Here is a 628-nt window from a genome sequence, read left to right on the forward strand (position 1 = left end):
AAAAGCAGCGCTTATCGGATCAGTTCCTAATCTGTCTTTTTATTAATTTTACCGGGCGCGGTATAATACCCTTCACCCGACATCGAGGAACTGAAAAGGCGGCTGGTTTTTGCCTAGTGAACTCGGGGTTGCCACGATAATCGGGAGCGATCGCCCGCGCCTTGTAATTAGATTTGTTTCCGGAACAGTGTTTCGATCGTTACCGTACTGGTCTATACCGTTCAGCGCAAAGTGGCGCGTTCACAAACTGGCCGCGGGCGGCAAATGATATTAAACTATTCTAAAATTCATCGTCCCCGTCGCGATCTTCGTCGTCGACCCCCGTCTTTCTTCTGCATTCCGCCACTCTACCGATCTTCTTCGTCGTCGTAACAGCGCATTTTGCTGTGGCGGACGAAGTGACTGTATGGAAAGGTGTTTGTGCGAAACCCTTAAGAAAGAGGTGGACTATGGGTGTAAGTGTCCGAATATATTGTTTAGCTGTTTGTTTCGCTCCTGCTTGTGGACAATCGTCCAGCAGGTGCCGTAGTCGGGCGAGGGCTCCCCAATTGCGAAGCGGGAGAACGGCGACGTCTGCGACCTCTTTCGCGCCCACGGCTTTATTTTCCTCTTTAGCTAATCTCCGGAT

1 protein-coding gene is annotated in these 628 nt (G+C 50.8%); it reads right to left on the minus strand.

The genetic code is table 11. The annotated features are described in order from the left end of the window. Positions 1 to 280: 280 nt before the first annotated feature. On the minus strand, positions 281 to 628 hold a 348-nt coding region (locus Q2M23_RS43775; RefSeq protein WP_316399552.1), incomplete at its 5' end, for a hypothetical protein.

It is taken from the genome of Bradyrhizobium sp. 33ap4 (assembly GCF_032654765.1).
Classification (GTDB): Bacteria; Pseudomonadota; Alphaproteobacteria; order Rhizobiales; family Xanthobacteraceae; genus Bradyrhizobium; species Bradyrhizobium australafricanum.